Annotated in this window: 16 protein-coding genes; 6 read left to right on the forward strand and 10 right to left on the reverse strand. The window is 44.1% G+C overall.

Going from position 1 to position 19782, the window contains the following annotated elements:
• The first annotated feature begins 112 nt into the window (after positions 1–112).
• From ACE4RR_RS05045 to ACE4RR_RS05065, 5 genes are all read left to right on the forward strand, one after another.
• On the forward strand, positions 113–970 hold the full coding sequence (locus tag ACE4RR_RS05045) for an NAD-dependent epimerase/dehydratase family protein (protein WP_375534311.1): 858 nt from the start codon (positions 113–115) through the stop codon (positions 968–970).
• A gap of 7 nt (positions 971–977) precedes the next feature.
• Positions 978–1949, forward strand: coding sequence for an aldo/keto reductase family protein (locus ACE4RR_RS05050; protein WP_375534312.1), 972 nt, complete (start codon positions 978–980; stop codon positions 1947–1949).
• A 239-nt stretch (positions 1950–2188) separates the two neighbouring features.
• Positions 2189–3709, forward strand: coding sequence for an aldehyde dehydrogenase (gene adh / locus ACE4RR_RS05055; protein ID WP_375534313.1), 1521 nt, complete (start codon positions 2189–2191; stop codon positions 3707–3709).
• 115 nt (positions 3710–3824) lie between these two features.
• The gene (locus ACE4RR_RS05060; RefSeq protein ID WP_375534314.1) at positions 3825–4205 is read left to right on the forward strand and encodes a DUF779 domain-containing protein; all 381 of its coding nucleotides are present in this window, start codon (positions 3825–3827) and stop codon (positions 4203–4205) included.
• Between the two features lie 585 nt (positions 4206–4790).
• Positions 4791–5354 (forward strand): hypothetical protein, encoded by a 564-nt coding sequence (locus tag ACE4RR_RS05065; protein WP_375534315.1) that lies wholly within the window; start codon positions 4791–4793, stop codon positions 5352–5354.
• A 49-nt stretch (positions 5355–5403) separates the two neighbouring features.
• On the opposite strand, the gene ACE4RR_RS05070 is transcribed toward ACE4RR_RS05065, so the two are convergent.
• Both ACE4RR_RS05070 and ACE4RR_RS05075 read right to left on the reverse strand, forming a co-directional pair.
• Positions 5404–6288 (reverse strand): diacylglycerol kinase, encoded by an 885-nt coding sequence (locus ACE4RR_RS05070; RefSeq protein ID WP_375534316.1) that lies wholly within the window; start codon positions 6286–6288, stop codon positions 5404–5406.
• An 80-nt stretch (positions 6289–6368) separates the two neighbouring features.
• A complete protein-coding gene (locus tag ACE4RR_RS05075; protein ID WP_375534317.1) occupies positions 6369–7265 on the reverse strand; it encodes a helix-turn-helix domain-containing protein in 897 nt (298 codons plus the stop codon).
• A gap of 400 nt (positions 7266–7665) precedes the next feature.
• Here ACE4RR_RS05075 and ACE4RR_RS05080 point away from each other — a divergent pair, with 400 nt between their 5' ends.
• A complete protein-coding gene (locus tag ACE4RR_RS05080) occupies positions 7666–7980 on the forward strand; it encodes a hypothetical protein (protein ID WP_375534318.1) in 315 nt (104 codons plus the stop codon).
• Between the two features lie 213 nt (positions 7981–8193).
• Here the strand turns inward: ACE4RR_RS05080 and gatB are convergent, their stop codons facing one another.
• From gatB to ACE4RR_RS05120, 8 genes are all read right to left on the reverse strand, one after another.
• Complete coding sequence (gene gatB, locus ACE4RR_RS05085) at positions 8194–9627, reverse strand: Asp-tRNA(Asn)/Glu-tRNA(Gln) amidotransferase subunit GatB (protein ID WP_375534319.1); 1434 nt, start codon at positions 9625–9627, stop codon at positions 8194–8196.
• Between the two features lie 14 nt (positions 9628–9641).
• On the reverse strand, positions 9642–11102 hold the full coding sequence (gene gatA, locus ACE4RR_RS05090) for an Asp-tRNA(Asn)/Glu-tRNA(Gln) amidotransferase subunit GatA (protein WP_375534320.1): 1461 nt from the start codon (positions 11100–11102) through the stop codon (positions 9642–9644).
• Between the two features lie 11 nt (positions 11103–11113).
• Positions 11114–11404 carry an Asp-tRNA(Asn)/Glu-tRNA(Gln) amidotransferase subunit GatC gene (gene gatC, locus ACE4RR_RS05095; protein ID WP_375534321.1) on the reverse strand — a complete coding sequence of 97 codons (291 nt, stop codon included), beginning with the start codon at positions 11402–11404 and terminating at the stop codon, positions 11114–11116.
• A 98-nt stretch (positions 11405–11502) separates the two neighbouring features.
• Complete coding sequence (locus ACE4RR_RS05100; protein WP_375534322.1) at positions 11503–12702, reverse strand: CamS family sex pheromone protein; 1200 nt, start codon at positions 12700–12702, stop codon at positions 11503–11505.
• A gap of 222 nt (positions 12703–12924) precedes the next feature.
• Complete coding sequence (gene ligA, locus ACE4RR_RS05105; protein ID WP_375534323.1) at positions 12925–14934, reverse strand: NAD-dependent DNA ligase LigA; 2010 nt, start codon at positions 14932–14934, stop codon at positions 12925–12927.
• Positions 14935–14952: 18 nt separating this feature from the next.
• Positions 14953–17193 carry a DNA helicase PcrA gene (pcrA, locus tag ACE4RR_RS05110; RefSeq protein ID WP_375534324.1) on the reverse strand — a complete coding sequence of 747 codons (2241 nt, stop codon included), beginning with the start codon at positions 17191–17193 and terminating at the stop codon, positions 14953–14955.
• A 69-nt stretch (positions 17194–17262) separates the two neighbouring features.
• Entirely contained in the window at positions 17263–17949 is a 687-nt protein-coding gene (pcrB, locus tag ACE4RR_RS05115) for a heptaprenylglyceryl phosphate synthase (protein WP_375534325.1), read from the reverse strand.
• Positions 17950–18060: 111 nt separating this feature from the next.
• On the reverse strand, positions 18061–19698 hold the full coding sequence (locus ACE4RR_RS05120; protein WP_375534326.1) for a hypothetical protein: 1638 nt from the start codon (positions 19696–19698) through the stop codon (positions 18061–18063).
• Positions 19699–19782 lie beyond the last annotated feature (84 nt).

Genomic DNA, 19782 nt, shown 5'->3' on the forward strand with positions numbered 1-19782 from the left:
AACTTCTATTCTATATAGTATATGAAAAATATTTCACTTCTTCAAATGCAAGCGTTTACCATATATGATAGGTACAGTACACATCAGCTTCATAATACAAAGGAGGTACACGATGAAAAAAGTCGTAATCACCGGGGGAAGCGGTCTGCTGGGCCCCGCCGTGATTCAGGAATTTGTTAATCACAGCTATGAGGTAATAAACCTGGACTCAAAAAAACCGGACAACCCTCTTTGTCCGACAATCATTACAGATTTAACTAACCTTGGTGAAGTTTTCAGCGGGCTGGCTGGAGCGGATGCCGTCGTTCACCTGGCAGCTATTCCGGTCGCATATTCTCACCCGAATGAAGTCACTTTTGTCAACAATGTACTGTCTACTTATAACGTACTGGAGGCAGCTGCCCAGCTCGGCATAAAAAAAGCCGCTATTACCTCCAGTGAATCCTCTTACGGGCTCGTTTTCTCCAAGCAGGGGCTCGCCCCTCAATATGTGCCGCTTGATGAAGATCATCCACAGCTGCCGGAAGACAGCTACGGATTATCAAAGATTGCCAATGAAGAGACTGCAAAGGCTATCCACCGCCGTACGGGTATGCAAGTGGTCTCCATGAGGCTGGGAAATGTGATTACACCTGAAAAATATGAGAATTTCCCTTCCTTTATCCACAAACCACTCGAACGAAAATCCATTTTATGGAGCTATATTGATGCCCGTGATGCTGGCGCTGCCTACCGCTGTGCGGTAGAAAAGGACGGTCTGGGAGCAGTAGAGCTGAATATTGCAAATGATGATTCGAGCATGGACATGACCGGGGAAGAGTTAATGAAAGCTGCTTTTCCAGAGGTCACTGATTTTCGTGAACCGCTTGATAACTATCGCACACTCTTCAGCAATAAAAAAGCAAAACAATTGCTCGGCTGGGAGCCTCAATACTCGTGGAGAAATGAAATAAAAAAAATACTGGAGTGATTTGGAAATGAATTATCGCCGCTTAGGAAGCAGTGGAATGAAAATAAGCGAAATCGGACTCGGCAGCTGGCTTACCTATGGAGAATCCGTCGAAGATAATAACTCGATTGATATTATTCATCACGCCTACAACAATGGAATTAACTTCTTCGACACCGCAAATGTTTACAACCGCGGAGAAGCAGAAAAAGTCGTCGGGCGTGCATTGAGTGATTATGCCCGGGACAGTTACGTTCTTGCCACCAAAGTTTACTTTCCAATGGGAGAAGGACCGAATGACCGCGGCTTATCCCGAAAGCATATTGTCGAGCAGTGTGAGGCAAGCCTGCAGCGCTTAGGCGTTGATTACGTGGACCTGTATCAATGCCACCGCTTTGATCCGGAGACGCCGGTGGAAGAAACCTTAATGGCCCTTGATGATCTCGTAAAGCAGGGGAAAATTTTATACTATGGTGTAAGCGAGTGGTCAGCCGCACAGATTGCCGATGCTGTACATGTCGCAAAAGAGCGCAACCTGAATCCGATGGTCTCCAATCAGCCGATCTATAACATGCTTGTCCGCTATATTGAAAAAGATGTTATGCCTGTCAGCGAAGCCAATGGGATTGGCCAGGTCGTCTTTTCCCCGCTGGCTCAGGGGATATTGACCGGAAAGTACCGTCCCGGCCAGGAGGTTCCAAAGGACAGCCGGGCAGCAAATGAAGACATTAACCGATTCATGAAGCAATATTTAAATGATGACGTACTGCAGCAGGTCATCCGACTCGAGGATCTTGCTCAAAACGAACTGGGCATTAAACTCTCTCAGCTTGCCCTTGCCTGGATTCTGCGAAAGCCCGGTGTCAGCTCTGCAATCGTCGGCGCAAGCCGCCCCTCTCAGCTAGAAGAGAACCTCAAAGCGGCCGAAGTAGAATTAACAGACGATGTGAGCGGAGAAATCGACAGCATTCTAGAAGAATTAAAGCACGTGAAACTGTGATAATTTGACAGCCGCCTGGTAGAATCCAATTCTATCAGGCTTTTTCATTTTCTTGGAAAATATTTTTTGGATTTTAAAAGTCTTATATTTTAAATAGTATGTCACAAATGGTAGAATATACTAATGTAAGCGAATACAAGAAAAGGAGGGCAAGCCACTTTACGTGTCTGGAAAAATACAGGCAGGTGCCTGAAGAATCATGAAAGCACGTTTTTACACCCGAAAGGAGATGGAAAAAAATGCGTTATGATGCACCAAATACTTCTGGAAGTCCCGTACAATTTAAAGACCGCTACGACAATTTTATTGGTGGGGAATATAAACCACCTGTAAAAGGTGAATATTTTGACAATATCACAACTGTTACCGGCGAAGTATTTTGTCAAGTGGCTCGCTCCTCGTCAGAAGACGTAGAGCTGGCGATTGATGCAGCACACCAGGCAAAAGATTCCTGGGGAAGAACCTCCGCAGCAGAAAGAGCAAATATCTTAAATAAAATTGCAGACAGAATCGAAGAAAACCTGGAAAGGCTTGCGGTTGCAGAAACGTGGGATAACGGAAAAGCAGTACGCGAAACACTGAATGCTGACATTCCGCTTGCTGTAGACCATTTCCGATACTTCGCAGGTGTCATCCGCGCTGAAGAGGGTTCCATCAGCCAGATTAATGATAACACGGTTGCTTATCATTTTAATGAGCCCCTCGGCGTGGTAGGCCAGATTATTCCCTGGAACTTTCCAATTTTAATGGCTACATGGAAGCTGGCTCCTGCACTTGCGGCCGGGAACTGCGTTGTATTAAAGCCGGCAGAACAGACACCGGCATCAATCTTTGTGCTGATGGATCTGATTCATGATCTGCTTCCGCCCGGCGTGGTGAATATCGTGAGTGGGTTTGGCGTGGAAGCCGGCAAACCGCTTGCCACCAACAGTCGTATTAACAAAGTCGCTTTCACCGGTGAAACAACAACTGGACGTTTAATTATGCAGTATGCGTCTGAAAATATAATCCCTGTCACACTCGAGCTCGGCGGAAAATCCCCGAATATTTTCTTCGAGGACGTGATGCGTGAGGATGACAAATTCCTTGATAAAGCCATCGAAGGCATGGTCATGTTTGCGTTGAACCAGGGTGAAGTATGTACATGTCCGTCCCGTGCCTTAATTCATGAGTCAATTTATGACCGCTTTATGGAGCGTGCTCTCCAGCGGGTAGAATCCATTAAGGTCGGCCACCCGCTAGATACCGAAACCATGATGGGAGCCCAGGCTTCACAGGAGCAGATGGAAAAGATTACGTCTTATTTAGAGATCGGTAAAGAAGAAGGCGCTGAAGTGCTAGCCGGCGGCGGCCGCAATCAGCTTGAAGGCGAACTCGCCAATGGTTATTATATTCAACCGACTGTATTTAAAGGGCACAATAAGATGAGAATTTTCCAGGAGGAAATATTCGGGCCGGTGCTTGCAGCCACTACTTTTAAAACAAATCAGGAAGCACTGGAAATTGCAAATGACACTCTCTATGGACTTGGTGCCGGAGTGTGGTCCCGCGATATCAACACAGCTTATCGGTTCGGACGTGAAATTCAGGCAGGTCGTGTATGGACAAACTGCTATCATGACTACCCGGCTCACGCAGCATTCGGCGGATATAAGAAATCCGGGATCGGCCGGGAAAACCATAAGATGATGCTTGGCCACTACCAGCAGACGAAGAATCTTCTCGTCAGTTACGGCGATGATCCCCTTGGTTTTTTCTAAAATCAAAACATCAGGCAGGAAGACAGGCTCATGTCTTTCCTGCTTTTTTAAAAATGTTATGCTTACCTTATAATCGGGTACAATATAAGTAGAATTAATGAAAGGGTGATAACTGATGAAAGTGGAAAAAGTTACTGCCACAGATGCAGCCCTTGAATTGATGGAAAAATTAAAAGAACGCCACGGAGAGCTGATGTTTCATCAATCCGGAGGCTGCTGCGATGGAAGTTCGCCAATGTGTTATCCAAAAGGCGATTTCCGCACCGGTGATAGTGATGTCCACCTTGGAGATATAGGCGGTGCCCCGTTTTATGTGTCAAAGGATCAATATGAATACTGGAAGCACACACAGATTATCATAGACGTGGTGGACGGACGCGGAGGAATGTTTTCCCTTGAAGGTCCAGAGGGCAAACGATTTTTATCTCGCTCACGCGTATTTACCGAGGAAGAACGAAAGTCTCTCCAGGAAGAAGAAGCTCAGACTCAATCTTAAAACACGTAGAATGAAGATGTAACCTCTTTGTATAAGGGGTTTCTTTTTTTACTGGATTTAGTTGCGGTATTTTCATTGAAAAGGCTTTCTATATTGATTTTTTCGTAAAAGAATAATATTATTTTTAATAGAGTACACTGACATTAAAGAAAACATCTCCGCAGCGAAAGGGGTACATACTGCATGCATTGGTTTATTATTTTCACCATCCTGATTTCTGTGGTGACAGGAATCTGGTCTATGTTCAATATTCGAAAAGGCCACTAAAAGATAGAGGGTGGGACAAACCCAGTAAAGAAAAACTTGGCTTCCCGCCAAGTTTTTTTAATATTTTATTCCTTTTATTGAGATTAAATTTTTTTTGGAAGGATTAAAGAAGAAGGTACTCCTTAATGGTAAGACTGCATCAAAGAGGTAGACTTTTTTCGGAGTAGAATTTCTACTCGGATTTTTTATTTTGTCATATTTCTCTCCTCACAACGTAATTACCGGAGTCAAAAGGAGTAACAAATTTATCTTCTTTCAATTATTTTCTATGCTATAATTTTATTAGCAACATCTTACATAATTGAAGGAGCCGCAGCGATGACGAAGAAAGCCATTTTTATATTGGGCATCTGCTTTATGTTTTTCATGCAGCCCCATCTCGTTGATGCAAGCAGCTTCTGGCCGTTTCAGCCGCAGAAAGAACCTGAAGAAATTGATGAAGAAACCTTCGAAGAGCGCTGGACTGATGCCCAAAATGAAGTAGAGGAAGCTGACGAAGAAATTCGTTCTGAAGAAGAACGACTCGCTGATGTCAATCAGTCATTTCAGGAATTAGAAAACGACAGCCATTCTTTATTTTTAGAGGAAACCAGACAAGACTCATCTTTTCAAAGCACCTGGGACAAATTCGGAATGACGTTTGGAGCTATGAGAGAAATGCGGGCACAGCTTTGGAACAGTAAAAATATTACCGTAGAATCCCCGGACGCCAGTATTTCCGATAAATTCTCTATCCCGGATAACCATCTGGAAAACTCTGAGCTATCAGACACCGGACAAACCGAGAACGACTGGGAAAACTTCGATAAACAGTGGGAAGATTTTGATAAGGAGTGGGAGGATACTTTCAACCAGCAGGATGAAAATCAAATGGAGAACTAAAAAAACTCAGCAGACTGGACCATCCCACTGAGTTTTCATCAAGGAAAGTTTACGGGCAGAACATTTCCACATGGCGATGCAGGTTCACAAATTCTGCCGGGAGTTTGCCCCCATACTCGCCGTCGAGATTAAGCTGCATATCACTATCTGCTTCGATTTTAATTCGGTTCGCCTGCACATACATAACCTTATTGTGATGAAGATGCTCACCATTCAATGCCTGTGTGCCAATTCTTACAATCTCCGCAACATTTGTCTTCTTAATTATGATCATGTCAAACATACCATCATTGTAAGAAGCATTCGGAAGAAGCTTTTCAAAACCGCCTACAGAATTGGTATTGGCGATTAAAAACATCATTATTTCTCCTTCGAAGAGCTTTCCGTCGTATTCAATCTTTACTTTTTTTGGCTTGAGAGAGCCAAGTTTTTCTACTCCTTTCACATAGTATGCCAAGTGACCCATCATCGTTTTCAGCTTACTGGGGGTATCATACGTTAATTCTGTTAATTTACCGCCTGCTGCTATATTAATAAAATATTGATTATTGACTTTTCCAATATCAATCGGATTACTGTTGCCGGTGCTGAGAATATCACACACTCTTTCAATGCTGTTGCCGCGTATGCCGAGAGCCCGCGCGAGATCATTTGTCGTTCCAGCAGGTATTAAACCAAGCTTCGGCCGTTTCTTGAGTTCTGCCAGGCCGTTTATCACTTCAAATATCGTGCCGTCACCTCCTGCAGCAATGACAACATCAAAACCATTTCTACCTGCGCGGTTCGCTTCCTCTTTCGCACAGCCCTCCCTCTTTGTCATATGGGCTGATGCTTCATAGCCCTGTTCTTCCAAGCGGTTAAGAATGTAAGGAAGCTGCTTTTTCATCTGCTCTTTTCCCGACGTTGGGTTATAAATAACTCTCGCTTTTTTCATTAGATTTCTCCCGTTTTCAATATAAATTGCTTTCTTTATATTTTACACGAATAATATAAGGCTGGCGAATTACATGATTGTCAGCTTATTGCTTTGCCGACTGCCAATCGTTGATATCTTAAAAAATTTGCTTCTACGAATTCTTTGAAAACCTGCTGATCTTTTTCTTCAAATAGGTAAATTGCTTTCTTCATATATTGTAAACCTTCTCTTGAGTTATCATCATAATATAAAGATACTCCTTTTTGATAATATAAATTACCAAGTAAAAAAGTAGAGTCAGTTTTTATACATAACTCTATTCCTTGAGAAGCTACCTCGATTGATTCTTTATAAATCTGCATTCTAAACTGAGTCAGGCTTAAATTATAGTGAAGTTTCACTAATTGTGAGTTTGTACTTAATTTTGGCAATTTTTCAATCATTCGTCTCGCTTTTTGGTAGTATATAATAGCAGAATCAAAATCTTTCAAATCTGAATGCATAATGCCGAGTGTAATGTTTAGTTCAATGTCTGTTAACGTAATCGTTTTTTTAGAGTTCGTTTCAATATCCATCGCCAGCTCAATTAGCTCAAGTGCTTCATGCTTTTCATCGGTTAAATGAAAATGGCAGATCGCTCTCTTCCACAGTAAAAATTTTGTGTGCATCGGTTTGCGGAACAATGGATTCTTAAGTTCTTGTTTTACTATATTTACAGCTTCTTGGTATTCCGTTGCTGTAACAAGCTCTTCTATTTTTTGTTTTGTTTCTTCGACATAATTAAATCGCGGCGCTTCGTTGTCTGCGAAAAAATAAGTAATTTCTACCCCCAACCTTATAGCTATTTCATATAATATTTCAGCGGTGGGCTGGGATTCGCCTCTTTCAATTTTCGAAATCATCTTTTGGGAGCAAATATCTTTTGCCAATTCTCTTTGACTCACATTGTAATATTCTCTTAAATCTTTTAACTTTGCACCGATTTCAATAGCCATTTACAGCCCTCCCCAAATTGAGTACTATATTTCTCACTACTTTTAAATATAACAGATAGCAGTAGATATTTCCTAGTTAATTTACGATTTTCGTAATTAACCTTTAATGCGAAGCTTTTTAATCTATGTAACAATGAATCTATCGAAAGTTAAATTAGTTGAAGGAGGTAAATTCATGAAATTGATCAAAACAATCGGCCTGTTAGGGTTTGCTTTTGCTTTTGCAGCAGCTACAGGCGACTTTTCGACACTGGATGTAACTTTACCTCATATTCACTAATATTACTTTGGATTATATTCTATTTTCACACCACTAACCAAGCTTACCCCTGTTTTTGGTCCCTTACAATTTGTAAGGGACTCCTTTTTCCCAGCACCACCTGAAAAGGAGGACTTCTTAATGAAAAAAAGAATGGAAATGGATCAATTTGTCTATACGTTCTGGGAAAAGTTCTCTAAGGCCGAAGGCAGCTTACAACTAAGCGAAGTAAGAGATTATGTTTATACTTATGCTCCTGTTTTATCTGGAAATGTCCCATTTATTGAGATGATGTCTTTGATATGGGAGAAGGATGCTGATATTCTTCGCGAGGCAGCTAAAACTGAGCCGATGTCCTTTGAATTACTCGTTGAGATATTGGAGAATGCCTCGGAACAGGATTTCAAATATATGAAACATCAACTAATGAATATGGCACCATTAGCTAGTGTCTAATTCCAGAAGCAGCGGTTTTCCCCCTCTCTTTACGATCTGCTTCTATTTTCGATAAACATGTTATGAAGGGCTTCCTCCGCCCTGGCCCGGCTGACACCGGGCTTTTTTGTATTCCTCTTCCTTTCCATGAAATATTCCCCCGCTCCCCCGATTAATAAATCAAAGACCCTCTGCATTTCCAAAAAGGAAGTACAGAGGGTTGGGTGTTAAAAATCAGCGGGCTTCCATGCCTTCTTTAATCAACTTATTTACAAGCTGCGGATTAGCTTTTCCTTTCGTTTCTTTCATCACCTGACCGACAAGAAAACCAAGTGCTTTGTCTTTTCCGTTTTTAAAATCTTCAATGGACTGTGGGTTGTTATCAAGGATACCGTCGACAATTTTCTTCAATTCCCCTTCATCTGAGATCTGTACAAGTCCTTTATCCTTTACAATCGTCTCCGGATCTCCGCCCTTTTCCATCAGATCTGCAAAGACTTTCTTGGCAATCTTACTGGAAATAGTTCCTTTTTCAATTAAAGAAATCAGTTTGCCAAGAGACTGGGCGCTTAACGCTGTATCCTTCAGCTCTTTACCATTTGCATTCAAATAAGCGTTTACTTCTCCCATGAGCCAGTTTGAAGCCTGTTTTGGATCTGCACCGGCATTAACTGCTTCCTGGAAGAAATCGGACATCTCTTTGGACTGGGTGATAACAGCGGCATCATATTCCGGCAGGCCGTATTCGCTCACATACCGTTCTTTTCGAGCATCCGGCAGTTCTGGAATCTGTGCTTTGATTTCACTTTTCCAATCTTCATTAATATACAGGGAGACAAGGTCCGGTTCTGGAAAATAGCGGTAATCATCAGAACCTTCCTTTACCCGCATGAGGATCGTTTCTTTCTTCGCATCATCCCAGCGCAGCGTTTCCTGAAGTATCTCTCCTCCGGAAAGCAGGACCTGCTCCTGCCTCTTTTCTTCGTATTCCAGACCTTTCTGTACGTTTGCAAAGGAATTTAAATTCTTCAGCTCCGCCTTCGTGCCGAATTCCTCCTGGCCGGCCGGGCGCAGAGAAATATTCGCATCGCAGCGGAGAGAGCCTTCCTCCATTTTACAATCAGATACTTCCGTGTACTGAAGAATCGCTTTGAGCTTTTCTAAATAGGCGTATGCCTCTGCTGGTGTTCGGATATCAGGCTCTGACACGATTTCAATCAACGGGGTGCCGACACGGTTAAAATCAACGAGTGAATGATCTCCGTATTCATCATGCGTCAATTTACCGGCGTCTTCCTCCATATGGATGCGGGTAATGCCGATTTTCTTTTTATAGCCGTCGACTTCAATTTCAATCCAGCCGTGTTCTCCAATTGGTTTGTCAAACTGGGAGATTTGATATGCTTTTGGATTATCCGGATAAAAATAGTTTTTGCGGTCAAACTTCGTTTCTTCCGCAACTTTACAGTTCAGCGCGAGCGCTGCCTTCATTGCGTATTCGACTGCTCGTTTATTCAGGACAGGCAGGACACCGGGATGTCCAAGGCAGACCGGACACGTATTCGTATTTGGCGGAGCGCCGAATTCAGTGGAGCAATTGCAGAAAATTTTCGTGTCTGTTTTCAATTCCGAGTGGACCTCAAGTCCAATGACTGTATCAAATTTCATCTTTCTTTCCCCCCTTACAGTTCCGGCTTCGCTTTATGATAGTCAGTGGCTTGTTCAAACGCATGGGCTGCACGGTAAATGGTGCCTTCTTCAAATGGTCTGGAAATGATCTGCAGACCAACCGGCAGACCTTCTGATAATCCGCACGGCACAGAGATCGCAGGCACACCGGCAAGGTTGACTGGTATCGTCAGGATGTCGTTAGCATACATAGTGAGAGGATCGTCCATCTGCTCGCCGACTTTAAATGCTGTTGTCGGAGCTGTCGGGCCTATAATTACATCGTAGCTTTTTAAGATTTCATCAAAGTCCCGCTTAATGAGGGTCCGTACTTTTTGAGCCTTCTTATAGTACGCATCGTAATACCCGGAGCTGAGTGCGAATGTTCCGAGCATAATTCTGCGTTTTACTTCGTCCCCGAAGCCCCTGCTTCTAGTATCCTTGTACATTTCAATCAGGTTGGCTGCATTTTCTGAGCGAACCCCGTAACGGACACCGTCAAAGCGGGCGAGGTTGGCCGAAGCCTCGGAAGATGCAAGCAGGTAATAAGCAGCCAGTGCATATTTAGAGTGCGGAAGCGATACCTCTTCCCAGGTGGCACCCTGCTGTTTGAGTACGTCAAGAGCATCAAGCACGCGCTGCTTTACATTTTCATCGACACCCTCTGCCAAGTATTCCTTAGGCACAGCAATGCGCATTCCTTTCACATCACCAGTGAGTGAAGCTGAGTAATCCGGCACATCGACATTCGCAGATGTAGAATCTTTTTCACAATGACCTGCTATCTGCTGCAGCACGCGGGCATTATCCTCGACGGTTCGGGTCAGTGGCCCGATTTGGTCAAGAGAGGAAGCAAAAGCAACGAGTCCGAAACGGGATACCCTTCCATAGGTAGGTTTCAAGCCGACTACGCCGCAATAGGAAGCCGGCTGTCGAATGGAGCCGCCTGTGTCAGAGCCAAGGGAAAACACCACTTCTCCGGCTGCAACTGCTGCTGCGGAGCCTCCACTGGAACCTCCTGGTACGTGCTCCGTATTCCAGGGGTTACGGGTTGTCTGCAGGCCGGAATTCTCCGTTGAAGAGCCCATCGCAAATTCGTCCATATTAAGCTTTCCTATGGTTACAGATTCAGCACGCTCGAGTCCGTTTACTACGGTTGCCTGATGCACCGGCGAAAAATTCTCGAGCAGCTTACTCGCACAGGTTGTGCGCAGATTATTTGTTACGATATTATCTTTAATACCTGCCGGAAGGCCAAAAAGAAGCCCGGGAGCCTCACTGCTGTTAATCGCGTCATCCAGCTTATTTGCATGCTCTTTCGCTTGTTCTTCATTCAGTGTTAAAAATGCTCCTACTTTGCTGTCGACTTCATGTATTCTCTTAAAAGATGCGTCGACTAATTCGGATACCTTTACTTCTTTAGACTGAAGCTTTTTATGTATCGATGAAAAGCTTTCTTCAAGAATCGATGTCATCATTTTCCTCCTTACTCCAAAACGGATGGAACTTTTATTTGGCCGTCCTGCTCGTCAGGTGCATTTTTTAAAGCATCCTTGCGTTTAATAGACGGCTTTCTTACATCTTCACGCATAACGTTATGAACATCCAGAACGTGCGTGGTAGGTTCCACATTTTCTGTATCGAGTTCATTCAGCTGTTCAGCAAAACTGATAATAGCATCCAGCTGCTCTGTATACGTACTGATTTCTTTTTCTGTAAAGGAAAGTCGGGCAAGATGAGCTACGTGCTTCACTTGATCTTCTGTAATACGTGCCACAATGGGTCACCTCCGAAATAATCGTTCTCGCACAATATCTTGATAATACCAAATTCGCATAGCCGGGGCAACGTATGGCCGCCCCAGTTGCGACTGAGTTAATAAACATGAACAAACGGATCTTCGTTCGCTTCTTTTACTATCAATGCTTCCTGGCCATTTGTGGATTTAATTTTCACTTCAATTTCCAGTTCCGAAGGAAAGCGCTGCTCTAAACGGTCGGTGATATGCTGCGTTAGTGCAATCACTTCTGTTTCACTATAATACCGAATTGGAACGTCAATTTTCAACGAGCGCAGTTCATCGTTTTGATAATAGCCTCTCCCTACTACTCCAATGTAATTTTCAAAAAATTGATTTACATCCTCACGAAATTGGTTAAAGGCTTCATTGTCTGCGCGCTGGTCTTCATTTGCAGCATCGGAAGGAAATAAATAATGAGATTCGTTTAATGTTTCCCAATTGCCAACATCTTCTCCAGGGTCCGCATGACCGGTTGCAATAAATTCACCAGGTACCGGTGAATCTCTTGGTGCTTCCCGAAATAGAGCAAACGTTAATGGAACCTGGCTGAGCTCTCCGTCCTCGCGCTCTTCATCCCTCAGCCTCTGAAGTATTTCCTGCGCCAGTGCCTTCCCTTCCTCGAGGCTGGTCTCCTCATCAATCTGCTGCTCCAGCCACGGCCCATATGCCCCGTCTTCTTCCTGTTCACGGAAATAATAAATACTGTTCATCGATAGTCCAATAACAATTCCGCCTAACTGCAGGTTTCCATTATCATTCTCGACAACATAGTTATGCTCTAAAATCGTCGAAAGCGGCCGCGGAGCGGACCTTTCCCGTTCTTCAAAGGAGTCTCCCTCTCCTAGAGGAGGGTTAAGTCCGTTTGGATTGCCGCCTTCTCCTTCTTCATTCGGATCTGCTTCCCTTCTCAGCCAGTTATCTATTTCTTCTCTTGTGATAAACTGGCCTTCCCGGAAGAAATAGTCCTCTGTCGGAAAATCATCTGAGGCAATTTCCTGGAGCCCAATTTCCATGCGTTCCAGGTCAAGCCGGTTATACACAATATCCGGGCTGTAGCCGCGGGTGCTGCCATGTATGTATTCGTCATCTTCCAGTATGCTTCTGTAATTATTTTTAAGGCTCGGAACTTCAGGACTGACCTCGACGTCCGTTTCGTCCTCGTTTGCTTCATCTTGTTCGATATCGACACCTTCATCATCCGGCTGCATACCGGGCAGGCAGCCGCCTAAAAGAATCAGCACGGACATGGATGCGAACCATGCCTTTTTTATCATCTTCCCCAACTCCTTCTACTCCCTGGACCACTGTGCCAGTGCTGAAAAGCTGTTTCGATTATTTATCCCTGCTTACTTTTTCCAAATACACGTGTTATTTTTCATGTTAGAGATTCTTTTTGTAATTCTCAAGAGGGCAAAGTTAGTAATCTCAGCCATCCGCTCTTTGACGACAGATAATTGGACCGGAGCCGGGCAGCGGTTCCAGTCCGGTTAGTTGTATTAGGTTAATGAGGAGGCTGCTTCTGTTAAATTTCCTTCATTCCATACCTCGATCCCCAGTTCCCTTGCCTTATCAAGCTTTGAACCTGCCTCTTCACCAGCCACGACGACGTCTGTCTTTTTACTGACACTGCCGGTCACTTTACCGCCGAGCATTTCAACCATCTCTTTTGCTTCTTTTCTAGAAAGCGTTTCAAGCCTGCCGGTGAGTACGACTGTCTTTCCTGAAAGCAGAGAATCCTCAGCAGCTTCCTTTCGTTTAGGACCTTTATATTCCATGTTCAGGCCGAGTTCCTTTAATTCATCCAGAAGCTTATTTACTTCAGGCTGATCGAAATAATTCACTATAGAATCTGCCATCTTTTCCCCTATTTCATTGATTGCGATGAGATCTTCTATGCCTGCAGATCGAATTTTTTCCATCGTCTCAAAGTATTCTGCAAGTGTGCGGGCTGCTTTCGAACCGACAAACCGGATACCGAGGCCGAACAATAATCGTTCGAGAGAATTCTGCTTTGAAGCTTCGATTGCGTCCAGAAGATTTTGAACTGATTTTTCTCCCATGCGCTCAAGCTCGATCAGTTCTTCTCTTTCCAGCTTATAAAGATCAGTCATGTTCGAAATCAAATCATGGCTGAAAAGCTGCAATATAACTTTTTCCCCTAAACCATCGATATTCATAGCATTTCGGGAGACAAAATGTATCAAAGCTTCCTGCAGTTGAGCAGGACAATGCGGATTTATGCAGCGAAGCGCAACTTCGTCCTCCAGCCGGACCAAGCGGCTTTCACATGAAGGGCATGTTTCCGGCATCTGAAAGTCCTTTTCCTCCCCAGTACGAAGTTCATCGAGGACCCGGACCACTTTCGGAATAATATCTCCGGCTTTTTTAACGACGACCTGATCACCGATCTTCAAATCCTTTTCACGAATGAGATCTTCATTATGAAGAGTAGCGCGTTTTACAGTAGTTCCTGCAAGCTGTACTTCTTTTAATTGCGCATTCGGGGTAACAACACCGGTTCGGCCGACAGATAGAGTGATCCCTTCAAGCGTAGTCACCTTTTCTTCCGCCGGAAATTTGTAGGCAATCGCCCAGCGCGGGCTTTTCGAAGTAAAACCAAGGTCCTCTTGATGGTCAATGTCATCTACTTTCACCACAATGCCGTCGATTTCATAGCTCAGATCATTACGGCGGTCCAGCCAGCTGTTTACATAATCGATGACTTCATCCATGGAAGTACAAAGCCTGTTTTCAGGATTTGTTTTAAAGCCGAGCTCTTTCATGTATTCCAGGGATTTACTGTGAGAAGGCAGCCCCAATCCTTTATCATCGGCGATGGCATATAGAAAAATGTCAAGGTTCCGGCTTGCAGCAATTTTGGGATCAAGCTGGCGCAATGATCCGGCTGCGGCGTTGCGAGGATTGGCAAACAGCATTTCCCCGTTCTTCTCTTTCTCTTCATTTAGATTTTCGAAGGAACGCTCCGGCATAAATACTTCGCCACGCACTTCGATATCTGCCTTTTTATTTAAGCGGAGTGGAATTGATCCGACAGTTTTTAAATTATTCGTAATATCCTCGCCGGTGGTTCCGTCCCCCCGTGTGGCACCGCGCACGAAGGAACCTTTCTCGTAGAGCAGAGACACGGCCAGGCCATCAATTTTAAGCTCACACATGTACTCCACCGGCTCTCCGGTTCCCTGCTGGACTCTCCGGTCAAAGTCATGAAGATCCTGTTCATTAAATGCGTTGCCGAGACTCATCATTGGAATTTCATGCTGGACCTTTACAAAAGCATCCAATGGAGCCCCGCCGATACGGATACTTGGAGAATCGGCAGTCTGAAGGTCTGGAAATTCTTCCTCCAGTTTGATCAGCTCCTGCATTTTTTCATCATATTCCGCGTCCGGCACGAGTGGTTTGTCCAGCACGTAGTAATGATACCCGTATTTTTCAAGAAGGTTGCGCAATTCCTCCAGTTTTATATGAGCTTGATCCCGCTCCATCAACGTTCTTCCTTTCCATTACACCTTAGTAATCGGGGCAAATTTGGCGAACAGCCGCTTGATTCCCTCTGTCGGGAATGCTACATCCAGTTCAAGGTTTTCTCCTTCGCCTTTCGTGCTCACAACCGTTCCTGTTCCCCATTTCTTATGCTCGGCTTTATCACCAACGCTCCAATCGAAATTACTGCCGCCGGTGTTTGCTGCTATACTTCTGCCCTGCGATGGGGCAGTGGCAGCCTGCCGCTTTCTTTCATACGGAGATATCTTCCCTGTCGTCCTGCTCCCTGAGTCCATCCAGTTAGGCTGCTGAGTTTCTTCCTTTCCTTCCAGAAGCTCCTGAGGCAGCTCTTCAATAAATCTGGAAACAGGGTTGGCCTGAGTTCTGCCATAAAGCTGTCTCATGCGTGCATGTGTTAAATGAAGTTCTTTTTCTGAGCGGGTAATACCGACATAGGCAAGCCGGCGTTCCTCTTCCATTTCCTCTGCTTCAAACAGCGAGCGGCTGTGCGGAAAAATACCTTCTTCCATTCCGACAAGAAAAACAATTGGGAATTCAAGACCTTTTGCAGAGTGGAGAGTCATCATAATTACAGCGCTGTCCTCGTCTTCTTCATCGGATTGATTAATATCAGCGACCAGCGCCAAATCAGTTAAAAAAGCGATCAAGGATTTATCATCGTTTTTCTTCTCGAAATCTTTTGTAACGGACAAAAATTCATCGATGTTTTCAAGCCGGCTCTGAGACTCTAGAGACTTGTCCGCTTTCAGTGCATCCCGGTAGCCGGTTTTTTCAAGAAGCTCCTCCACCAGCTCTGTGACCGATAAGTAGTCCTGCATTTGAATCCAGTGCCCGAGCTGAGCTGTAAAATCTTGAAGCTTAGCCGCTGTTCTCCCATTCAGGCCGATTTGATCGGCCTCCTGCAGTGCAGCAAACATGGAAATATTCTGGCTGGTTGCAAAAGCTGCAATCTTATCAACCGTTGTCGCTCCGATTCCCCGTTTGGGAACATTTATGATCCGTCCGAGGCTGATATCATCATCTGGATTTGCAATAACCCGCAAATAGGCAAGTACATCTTTTATTTCTTTACGGTCGTAGAATTTCGTTCCGCCGATCATGTTGTAATTAATGTTTGATTTTAAAAACATTTCTTCAATAATACGGGACTGGGCATTTGTCCGGTACAGTACAGCGATATCTGAATAATCATTGTTGCCGGCGGCGACGACTTCTTTGATCTTTTCCACAATATAAAATGCTTCGTCCCGTTCATCCGCTGCCTGATAGTAGTATAAATTGGAACCCTCCTCATTATCCGTCCATAAATTCTTCGGCTTGCGCCCGCCGTTGTTCTTTATAACTTCATTGGCCGCACGCAGGATATTCTTCGTTGAGCGGTAGTTCTGTTCGAGCAGAATCGTCACCGCTTCTTCATAATCACCTTCGAAGGAAAGTATATTCTGGATATCGGCACCGCGCCATTTATAGATTGATTGATCAGAATCCCCAACTACACAGATGTTCCGGTGCTTTTCAGCAAGCAGATTCACTAAAGTATATTGAGCTTTATTTGTATCCTGGTATTCGTCCACATGTATATATTGGAATTTACGCTGATAAAACTCGAGAACCTCAGGGACTTCACGGAAAAGCCGGATCGTCATCATAATTAAATCATCAAAATCAAGCGCGTGATTGGTCCGGAGCCTGCGTTGATATTCCTTGTAAACATCAGCAGCAGTTTCTTCAAATGGGCCGTATGCTTTTTCTGCAAACTTCTTTGGTGTCAGCAGGATGTTCTTATTAGAAGAAATAATACCAAGAATACTGCGTGGTTCAAATTTCTTGGAATCAATATTTTGATCTTTTAAGATCTGTTTGATAACAGAGAGCTGATCAGTAGAATCAAGGATGGAAAAATTACGGTTGTATCCGATCCTGTCTATGTCGCGGCGCAGAATTCTTACACACATCGAATGAAATGTGGACATCCAGATGTCTTCTGCTACCGGACCAACGAGCTTCGCAACCCGGCCTTTCATTTCCCGCGCGGCTTTATTCGTAAATGTAATCGCCAATATGGAATAAGGTGGCACTGCTTTTTCCCGAATTAAATAAGCAATCCGGTGGGTCAGGACTCTGGTTTTCCCGCTTCCTGCTCCGGCCATTACGAGCAGCGGACCTTCTGTAAGCTGTACCGCTTCCTTCTGCTCCGGATTCATGCCGGAGAGCATTCTTTCAATAATCTGACGCTGCATAAAAAACACCACCTAAAAACGTATGTTCGTATATTTATATTATATCCTGTTTGACTATGTTCTGCCATGTTATTTTTTGACTGCCTTCACGGTGGACAGAGCAGATGCAAGATCATCATAGACTATGTTTCCTACCACAATGGTGTCGGCGTATTCAGCCATTTCAGATGCTTGATCAGCAGTGCAGATCCCGCCGCCGTAAAATAGTCGTGTTTGCTCAAGCGCATCAGCCGCCAGCTTTACGACTCCCGGGTCTCCGTATACCCCGCTGTATTCAAGATAAAATACCGGAAGTCGGAACAAGCGCTCCGCAAGCAGGGCGGCGGCCTCTATATCTTCTCCTGAAAGCTCAGTATCTGCACCTGTAAGAGCCGCTACCTTCGCGTTCTTGTTCAGAACACAGTATCCTTCTGTAATAATCTCTTCCCAGTTCATGACCATGCCGTACTTTTTTAAGGCTTCGCGGTGAAGACCTGTGATCCATTTCGTATCTCCTGCATTAAGGACTGCCGGAATGAGGAAATAATCAAATCCCGGAGTAATGGCCTCAAGGTTTGAAATTTCCAGCGCACACGCAACTGAATAACGCCTTACTCTTGCCAGCAGCGCAAGTGTATTATCAAGTGTCACCCCGTCGCTTCCCCCAACAATAATGGCATCGGTTCCTGATTCACAAATTGCTTCTAATGCCTCATCATTGATTTCTTTTGCAGGATCCAATTTAAAAACGTGTTTCCATTCGTTATAAGTGAGCATTTTCAATGATCCCCCGAACCGTTCATCTACATGAGTGAATCTCAACCACTAATTATATCAAAAATAAGAGAGGATGACATGCAGAATTCACAGCACCCACATTCTTTATTTTCAGAGCCCTCCTCTGGTCATTTCTACTCTCCTGAGCAATTCATCTTCTGAATCAAAGCTTAAATGCAGAGTATAGGAAGAGAATTCATAGCTGACAAATGGAACATCATTTATTGTGCGTTCCTCATCGGGCACTCCAAAAAACTGGCGTGCCTGTTTAATGGATACATGTTGTTCAATGTTTGAAGTGGCAATCCCTGAGAAAGGCCTGTTCTTTTCATCGTCCGGTGTGTAAAAGTCACATTCTCCATACTGATACACCTGGAAATGCCCACTTTCTCTCACTTCATCAGGAGGCTCTCCCATAAATCCGAGGAGACTTTCAGGGGTCAATGATGCCTCAAGCATTGTACAGCCTGGCACATATCCACCCCATTCATCAGCAGACATTGCAAGCTCTTCTAAATAAATGCGAGCCTCTTCCGTCATAAAATCAATTCCTCCAGTTTCTCCATTATATTTCCGTCGGTTTGTGTTTTTGTCCGGCTGAGGGAGCACAGACATTGTCTCTTTATCCAAATTATGATGTCCTAATACAGAAAGCGGAACATCACCGATTTCTGCATAAGATAAGTATTGGTCATTTTCTTCTCTGGTAAATACAAGAAACAAATTATGGTCGTTTAATTCGTAAATTACCCTCGTTTCTTCTGTGTCTCCTCCTGTAAACCGGCTTTGCGGCGTACCGAGTCTATCTTCCACATCACCTTCAGAAGCTTCGATACCCTCGACACTGGTTCCCACAGAAAAAATAGTTCCGTCCTTTTTTCCTTCCTTCTCATAATACATACAGGAATCAAAGCTAAAATAGTGGCGTCCTTCCGATTCTCCCTCTGATTCACTGTAGTCATATTTCACTAACATATTTTGAACATTTCCGCTTTTTTCTATCGTTTCACAGCCGGGGATATCTAAAGTATTATCCGCTTCTGCCGCATCCAATTCTTCCATCCAGCGGAACCACTCATCGTCTTGAGGCACTTCCTCACTGGAAGCTGAAATATCATCGTTATTGTCTTTTGCAAGGCCATTTAAAATCCATCCCGTTAATACCAGCACCACTCCTGCTGCCGCAATGTACCAGAAAGTTCTTCTTGATTTAACACTGGTAGAACGACTACTCAGCTCTTCTTTTTCCCATATCTCATAATCTGCTGCTGAATTTTCCTGCTGTTTCAATAAATCGATTAAATCCGGGCGAGATTCTTTCTCCTTACTTTCAGGAGAATGTTTATCATAAATCAATTTTTCGTTTTTATTATGAGTATTTCGATGCTTTGTGTTCACCACTTTATACGTGGGCTGGGGGAGGGGATTGCTTGATTCCGGGAAGGGAGAGTGTCCATTATGAACGCCGAGCGTGCAAACGTGTAGAGCCCATTCAGCCATTTCTTTGGAAATACCTTTTTCTTGCAGCATTGCAGCCAGAAGCTTATACGACTCCATATCTTTAGGAGAAGCTGATTTTATTTTAGAGAGCATGTCCATCTCAACTATTGTAAGAACGGCCGATACATCTTTTCTCTCTCTACCATACAAATCATATAGCGCTTTTTGAAGATTATCGTCCTTTTCACACCACTCTGTGCCGAAGTGCCGAATGAAGTTCTGAACGGTTGTGCCGACATAATCCATCATTCTCCCCCCCTTTTAACAGAAGACCCTCTCCTGCATATAGTACCTGTATTCCCTCTTTTCAGTGCTTTTCTACCTGTATGAAAG

This window comes from Alteribacillus sp. HJP-4 (genome assembly GCF_042139015.1).
GTDB lineage: Bacteria > Bacillota > Bacilli > Bacillales > Marinococcaceae > JBHIKY01.